This is a genomic window from Desertihabitans aurantiacus (genome assembly GCF_003344635.1).
Classification (GTDB): domain Bacteria; phylum Actinomycetota; class Actinomycetes; order Propionibacteriales; family Propionibacteriaceae; genus Desertihabitans; species Desertihabitans aurantiacus.
Map to the genome: position 1 here is coordinate 1 of NZ_QPKK01000222.1, position 6386 is coordinate 6386.

General features: G+C 74.7%; 6 protein-coding genes. 4 read left to right on the forward strand and 2 right to left on the reverse strand.

Annotation, left to right across the window (positions count from 1 at the left end; translation table 11 throughout):
• Positions 1-227: 227 nt before the first annotated feature.
• The 4 genes from DVA66_RS15455 to DVA66_RS15470 are packed head-to-tail and all read left to right on the forward strand — an operon-like array spanning position 228 to position 4993.
• The gene (locus tag DVA66_RS15455) at positions 228-1745 is read left to right on the forward strand and encodes a sulfatase-like hydrolase/transferase (RefSeq protein WP_232821991.1); all 1518 of its coding nucleotides are present in this window, start codon (positions 228-230) and stop codon (positions 1743-1745) included.
• A gap of 25 nt (positions 1746-1770) precedes the next feature.
• Positions 1771-3063, forward strand: coding sequence for an ABC transporter substrate-binding protein (locus DVA66_RS15460; RefSeq protein ID WP_114560887.1), 1293 nt, complete (start codon positions 1771-1773; stop codon positions 3061-3063).
• Positions 3064-3092: 29 nt separating this feature from the next.
• Positions 3093-4106, forward strand: coding sequence for a LacI family DNA-binding transcriptional regulator (locus DVA66_RS15465; protein WP_114560888.1), 1014 nt, complete (start codon positions 3093-3095; stop codon positions 4104-4106).
• 56 nt (positions 4107-4162) lie between these two features.
• Positions 4163-4993 carry a phosphotransferase enzyme family protein gene (locus tag DVA66_RS15470; RefSeq protein WP_114560889.1) on the forward strand — a complete coding sequence of 277 codons (831 nt, stop codon included), beginning with the start codon at positions 4163-4165 and terminating at the stop codon, positions 4991-4993.
• Here DVA66_RS15470 and DVA66_RS15475 read toward each other — a convergent pair.
• Together DVA66_RS15475 and DVA66_RS15480 are read right to left on the reverse strand one after the other, a co-directional pair.
• On the reverse strand, positions 4981-6153 hold the full coding sequence (locus tag DVA66_RS15475) for an SGNH/GDSL hydrolase family protein (RefSeq protein WP_114560890.1): 1173 nt from the start codon (positions 6151-6153) through the stop codon (positions 4981-4983). The genes DVA66_RS15470 and DVA66_RS15475 overlap by 13 nt on opposite strands.
• Positions 6150-6386: TetR-like C-terminal domain-containing protein (locus DVA66_RS15480; RefSeq protein ID WP_198671813.1), on the reverse strand; the 237-nt coding region annotated here is incomplete at its 5' end. The genes DVA66_RS15480 and DVA66_RS15475, both read right to left, overlap by 4 nt.

Consider the following 6386-nt stretch of genomic DNA (forward strand, 5'->3'; position numbering starts at 1 on the left):
ACCCGCCCGCCGTCCCCGATCCCGAGCAGCCCGCCGAGCCCCAGCGCGGCCGGCCGGGTCACGCCGCGCCCGGCACGGTGGCACCCGACCAGCAGGCGACGCCGCGGCGCAGCGCCGACCAGCCACCGGCCTGACGCCCTCCACCCCAGCCCGCCCTCGTGCGCGACCCGGATTTACAGCGCTAGAAATTTGCTCCACACTGGTCGCACGACGACCCGAGGAGCAGCGTGGCACCGAACGGAGCAGACCCGGCGGCCGGACGTCCGGACGTCCTGCTGGTGATGACCGACCAGCACCGGGCCGGGCTGACCCGGCGCGGCGGCTACCCGCTGGACACCATGCCGTTCCTCGACGGGCTGGCCGCCACCGGCACCGACCTGGTCAACGCCTACACCCCCCACCCCACCTGCGTGCCGGCGCGGACCAGCATGCTCACCGGCCGGTTCCCCTCCGCCCACCGGGTGCGGCAGAACAGCACCGCCCAGCACGCCTGCTACGAGGCCGACCTGCTCGACGTCCTGCGCGGCGCCGGCTACCGGCTGCACTTCGCCGGCAAACCGCACATCCACCGCGGGCCGGCCGACTTCGACTCCTGGGCCGGTCCCTACTTCCACACCGAGGGCCCCCAGCACACCGAGCAGCAGGCGGCCTTCGACACGTGGCTGCGGGGGCTGGACCACGGTCCGAGCACCGAGGCGACCCCGTTCCCGCTGGAGGTGCAGCTGCCGTACCGGATCGTCGACGACGCGGTGGCCGCCCTGGACCAGGCGCCGGCCGACCAGCCGCTGTTCAGCTGGGTCTCCTTCCCCGAGCCGCACAACCCCTACCAGGTGCCCGAGCCGTACTTCTCGATGTTCGCCGAGTCCGACGTGCCGGACCGGCTGAGCGGCCCGGAGGCCGCCGAGGCCAAGGGCGGGGACCACCGCTGGCTGCGCCGGCTGGTGGAGTCCAAGCGTCCCAACTACGACGACCTGTGGCGCCGGTACGCGGCGAACTACCTCGGCATGCTGCGGCTGATCGACGACCAGCTGGAGCGGTTGCTCGCCGCCGTCGCCGCCCGCGGCCGCGACACCGTCGTGGTGGTGCTCAGCGACCACGGCGACTACGTCGGCGAGTACGGCCTGCAGCGCAAGGGTGCCGGGCTCTCGGAGTTCCTGGCCAGGATCCCGATGGTCGTCGCCGGGCCCGGTGTCGCGGCCCAGACCCGCACCGAGATGGTCTCCCTGGTCGACGTGCTGCCCACCCTGTGCGAGCTGCTGGGGCTGGAGCTGCCGGCCGGGGTGCAGGGCCGCAGCCTGGCGCCGCTGCTGGCCGGGGAGCCGGTGCCGACCGGCGAGTTCGGCAGCATCTACGCCGAGGTCGGCTTCGGCGGCGCGCCGTACGGCCCCGACGAGCACCCGCCGCTGCACTTCGACTACACCGGCACCAGCTACGACGAGCTCAACTCGGTGACGATGAGCGGCGGCCGGCGGATGGTGCGGGCCGGGGACTGGAAGCTCGTCATGGACAGCGAGGGCTGCACCGAGCTCTACTCCCTCGCCGACGACCCGGCCGAGCTGGTCGACCTGTCCGACGACCCCGCCCGCACCGGCGAGCTGCTCGCCCTCACCCGGCTGCTGGCCGCCTGGATGATCCGGGTCGGCGACGAGCTGCCCACCGGCGCCTACCGACCCAAACGGCTCCCGCACAACTGGCGCTGGGCCGACCGCGCCCTGCCCCTGCCCACCGCCCGCACGTCCCGCTAGCCCGTTCCCCACGGAGGAGAGATCGATGACGCTTTCTCGACGAGGTCTGCTGACCGCCGGTGCCGCCGCCGGTGGTGCCCTGCTGCTGCCCGCCTGCGGCGGTGGCGCCGGCGGCGGAGGTGGTGAACCACTCCGGGTCTCCTGGTACGGCGGGACGCCGGTGCACGAGGGGGTGGAGGGGGCGCTGCAGGCGTGGGGGCAGGCCCACCCGGACGTCCCCTACGCGGTGGAGAAGGCGCCCTTCGACAGCTACTGGGACAAGCTGGCCACCCAGACCGCGGGCAACGACACCCCCGACGTGCTGCGGATGTCGATGAGCTACTTCTCCGAGTACGCCGGGCGTGGGGCCCTGGCCGACCTCGGCGAGGCCGTCGGCAGCACCATCCGCACCGACGCCCTCGACCCCGACGTCGCCACCAGCGGCCAGCTCGCGGACGGCCTGTTCGGCATCGGGCAGAGCTCGATCTCCCACGCCGTGTTCGTCCACGCCGGGCTGCTCGAGCAGGTGGGCGTGAGCGTCCCCACGGACTGGACCTGGTCGACCTTCCAGGACTTCGCGCGCGGCTACGCCGAGGAGGCCGGACCGGACAGCTGGGGGTGCGCCGACCTCGGCGGCGCCTTCCAGACCTTCGAGGTGTTCGCCCGCCAGGCCGGCACCGGGTTGTTCGCCCCCGGCGGGACGGGTCTGGCGGTGAGCCGGGAGACCGTCGAGGAGTGGTACGCGATGTGGGAGCGGCTGCGTGCCGACGGTGCCGCCCCGCCCGGCGACGTGTCGGCGGAGAGCACCTCGTTCGAGGAGTCGCTGCTGGTGCGGGGCAGTGCTCCGCTGCTGGCCGGGTTCGTCCAGCAGGTCACCTTCTACCAGCCGCTGGTCCCCGACGCCGACGTCGAGCTGGTGCCGCTGCCGTCGGCCGACGGCTCCCCGGGCGACCTGTCCGGGCAGTTCCTCAAGGCCCTCGACCTGTGGTGCGTCTCGGCCCGCTCGCGCCGCACCGAGGACGCCCAGCGGCTGGTCGACTTCCTGCTCAACGACCCGGCCGCGGTGCAGAGCATCGGGCTGACCCTCGGCGTCCCGCCCTCGGCCAGCTCGCGGGAGGCGGTGGCCGCCGGGGCCGACGCCGCCGCCCAGCGCGCCATCGACTACGTCGACCGGATCGAACCGGCGGTGGGGGAGTCGCCCGAGCCGTGGCCGGCCGGCTACGGAGAGCTGCTGTCGACCTTCGGACGGCTCAACGAGGACATCGCCTTCGGCCGCTCCGACCCGGGCACGGCCGCGCAGCAGTTCGTCGACGCGGCCGCGGCGGCCCTGGCGCACTAGTCTCGCGGTATGGCAACCAGACGACGTCGATGAGGCCGCGGCTGGCTGACGTCGCCGCCCGCGCGGGGGTGTCGATCAAGACCGTCTCCAACGTCATCAACGACTTCCCCCACATCTCGCGAGGCACCCGGGAGAAGGTCACCGCGGCGATCGAGGAGCTGGGATACCGGCCCAACCTCAGCGCCCGCAACCTCGCCAAGGGACGTACCGGGGTGATCGTGCTGGGCGTGCCGCGCCTCGACATGCCGTACTTCGCCTCCCTGGCGATGCAGCTCATCACCGCGGCGGAGGCGGCGTCGTGGTGGGTGCAGATCCGCCAGACCCGGGGGGAGCGGGCCGCCGAGCTGGAGCTGCTGGCCGAGAGCCGGCAGAGCCGGATCGACGGCATGGTGCTCAGCCCGCTGCGGCTGCACGAGTCCGACCTGGCCGAGCGCTCCGGGCTGCCGCTGGTGATGCTGGGGGAGCGGCGCTTCGCCCCGGTCGACCACGTCGGCATCGACAACGCGGCCGCCGCCACCTCCGCGGTGCAGCACCTGCTCGAGACCGGGCGGCGACGGATCGCGGTGGTCGGCGGGCCGATGCGCTCCGACCAGCGGGTGGTCGGGGCGCGCTCCACGCTGCGGGCGCACGGCCTCGACCTGCCCGCCGAGCTGCACCTGCCCGTCCGCGGGGTGACCGGCCGGCACGGCGAGGAGGCGATGGAGGCCTTCCTGCGCTCGGGCCACCCGATGCCCGACGCCGTCTTCTGCGTCACCGACTGGCTGGCGATGGGGGTGATCCGCGCGCTGCGGCTGCACGGCTTCCGGGTGCCCGACGACGTCGCGGTGATGGGGTTCGACGACATCCCCTACGACCTGGCGGCGCTGCCGACGCTCTCCACCATCGCCCCGGACCGGGAGGAGATCGCCCGGCTGGCGGTGGCCTCCCTGCGCCGTCAGGAGGCGGCTGGGACGCCGGAGGTGCAGCACACGGTGGTCGGCCACCGGCTGGTGCCCCGGGAGAGCACCGCCGCGACGGGGCCGGTGCCGACCGCCCGCGGCTGAGACGCCCGTCGCGGAAAGCCCGTGCGCCCTCCCAGCCGGGCCTCTAACGTGAGCCCGTGCCACCGCCCACACCCCGGGACGCCTCCGCCGCTGCGCGGGCCGTCGCGTCCTCCCTCGGGCTGGCCGTCGAGGAGGTGCTCGTGCTGCAGCACTCCAACGCGGTGACGCTGCGGCTGCTGCCGTGCGACGTGGTGGCCCGGGTCGCCCCTGCCGCCGACCCGTCCGCGGCCACCCAGCTCGAGCTGGGACGTCAGCTCGTCGCCGCCGGCGCCCCGGTGGCCGGACCCGACCCCCGGGTGGAACCGCGGGTGCACCCCCGGGACGGGTTCGCCGTCACCTTCTGGACCTACCACGACCCGACCGCCGCGGCCAGCCCCGCGGCATACGCCGAGGCGCTCGCGCGGCTGCACGCCGGTCTGCGGCAGGTGGACGTCCCCACCCCGCACGCCACCGACCGGGTGGACGAGGCGCTGGCGCTGGTGACCGTGCCCGACCGCACCCCCGCCCTGGACCCGCCGGGCCGGAGACTGCTCGAGCAGACCCTGCGCGGGCTGCGCCGACGGGTGGCCGGTGCGCCGCGGGAGCAGCTGCTGCACGGCGAACCGCACCCGGGCAACGTCCTCGGCACCGCTGACGGGCCGGTCTTCATCGACCTGGAGACCTGCTGCCGCGGACCGGTCGAGTTCGACCTCGCCCACGCCCCGGACGAGGTCGCCGAGCACTACCCGGGCCTCGACCCCGACCTGCTGCGGGACTGCCGGACGCTGGTGCTGGCGATGATCACCACCTGGCGCTGGGACGCCGCCGACCAGCTCCCCGACGGCCGGCGGCTGGGCACGGAGTGGCTGCAGCAGCTGCGGCTGCTCACCGCCCGTCAGCCCGGCTGAGTGCTCGTGTGCTCCGGTGCGGCGAACGGGCCGCCGGGCCCGAAGACGTGCTGGGCGAAGCGTTCGCCGATCAGCCGGTGGGTGGCGGTGTCGGGGTGCAGGGCGTCGGGCAGCGGCAGCTCGACGGCGTCGGCCTCGCCGTAGAGCGCGGTGCCGTCGAGGGAGTGCAGGTGCGGGTCGGCGCGCCGCTCGACCAGCTCGCGCAGCTGCTCGCGGATCACCCGCAGCGTCAGCTTGCCCTCGGCCACCTCCTCGGGCCGGCCGGTGGCGAGGAAGCGGACCTGGTCGGTGCCGAGCGTGGCGGGGTCGACCGCGCCCGGGCCTGGGGTGTCCTCGTGGATCGGGCAGAGGATCGGCGAGACCAGCAGCAGCGGGGTGTCGGGATGACCGTTGCGGATGGTGTCGAGGAAGCCGTGCACGGCGGGGACGAAGGCGCGCAGCCGCATCAGGTCGGCGTTGACGACGTTGATGCCGAGCTTGAGGCTGATGACGTCGGCGGGGGTGTCGCGGAGCACCCGGGCGACGAACGGGTCGAGCAGGGCGTTGCCGCCGAGCCCGAGGTTCTGCAGCTCCACCCCGGCGAGCCGGGCGGCGACGGCCGGCCAGGTGGCGGTCGGGCTCTCCGCGCTGGAGCCGTGGCTGATCGAGCTGCCGTGGTGCAGCCAGCGACGGCGGGACGGTGCCGCCGGGCGGACCGGGGCGTCGGTGCGCAGCTCGAGCAGCTCCACCGACTCGGAGTGCGGAAGCCAGATCTCGATCGTCTTGTCCGAGGCTGGCAGCCCTCCGAAGACCGCCCGGTGCGGCGGGCCGGGGTGGTGCTCGGTCGCCCCGGTCTGCAGGTCGGTCTCCCAGCGGTCGCCGCCGGTCAGCGGGTCGCTGGCCACCAGCTCGCCGTCGACCAGCAGGTCCAGCCGGCCGCGGGGGCGCTCGGCGCCGCGGTAGGTGAGCCGGGTGGGGTGGCAGAGCACCTCGACGGTGGTGGCACGCCCGGCCAGCACCAGCCGGACGCCCGAGGGCTGGCTCTCCATGGCGAGCAGCCGCGGGTCGGGGTACTGCTGGCGGGCCCAGGCCGGCAGCCGGTGCGGGAGCAGCCCGCGGTCGGTGGTCTCCAGCTCGGCCGCACCGCGCACCATCGCGGCGGGGACGGGGGTGGTGGTCATCGGGTCTCCTCGGGTTCGGGGCCGGTCGGCCAGTGGTGCAGGGCGACGTCCAGTGCGGCCAGCACCCGGGGCCAGGACGCGTCGGGGGCGGGGGTGCGGTGGTCGAAGCCACCCGCACCGGTGAGGGTGAGGTAGCCGTTGATGGTGCTGCCGAGCAGCCGGACCGCGTGCACGTGCTCGTCCTCGGGGACGGGGTAGCTGCGCAGCACGGCCCGGGTCAGCGCCACCAGCCG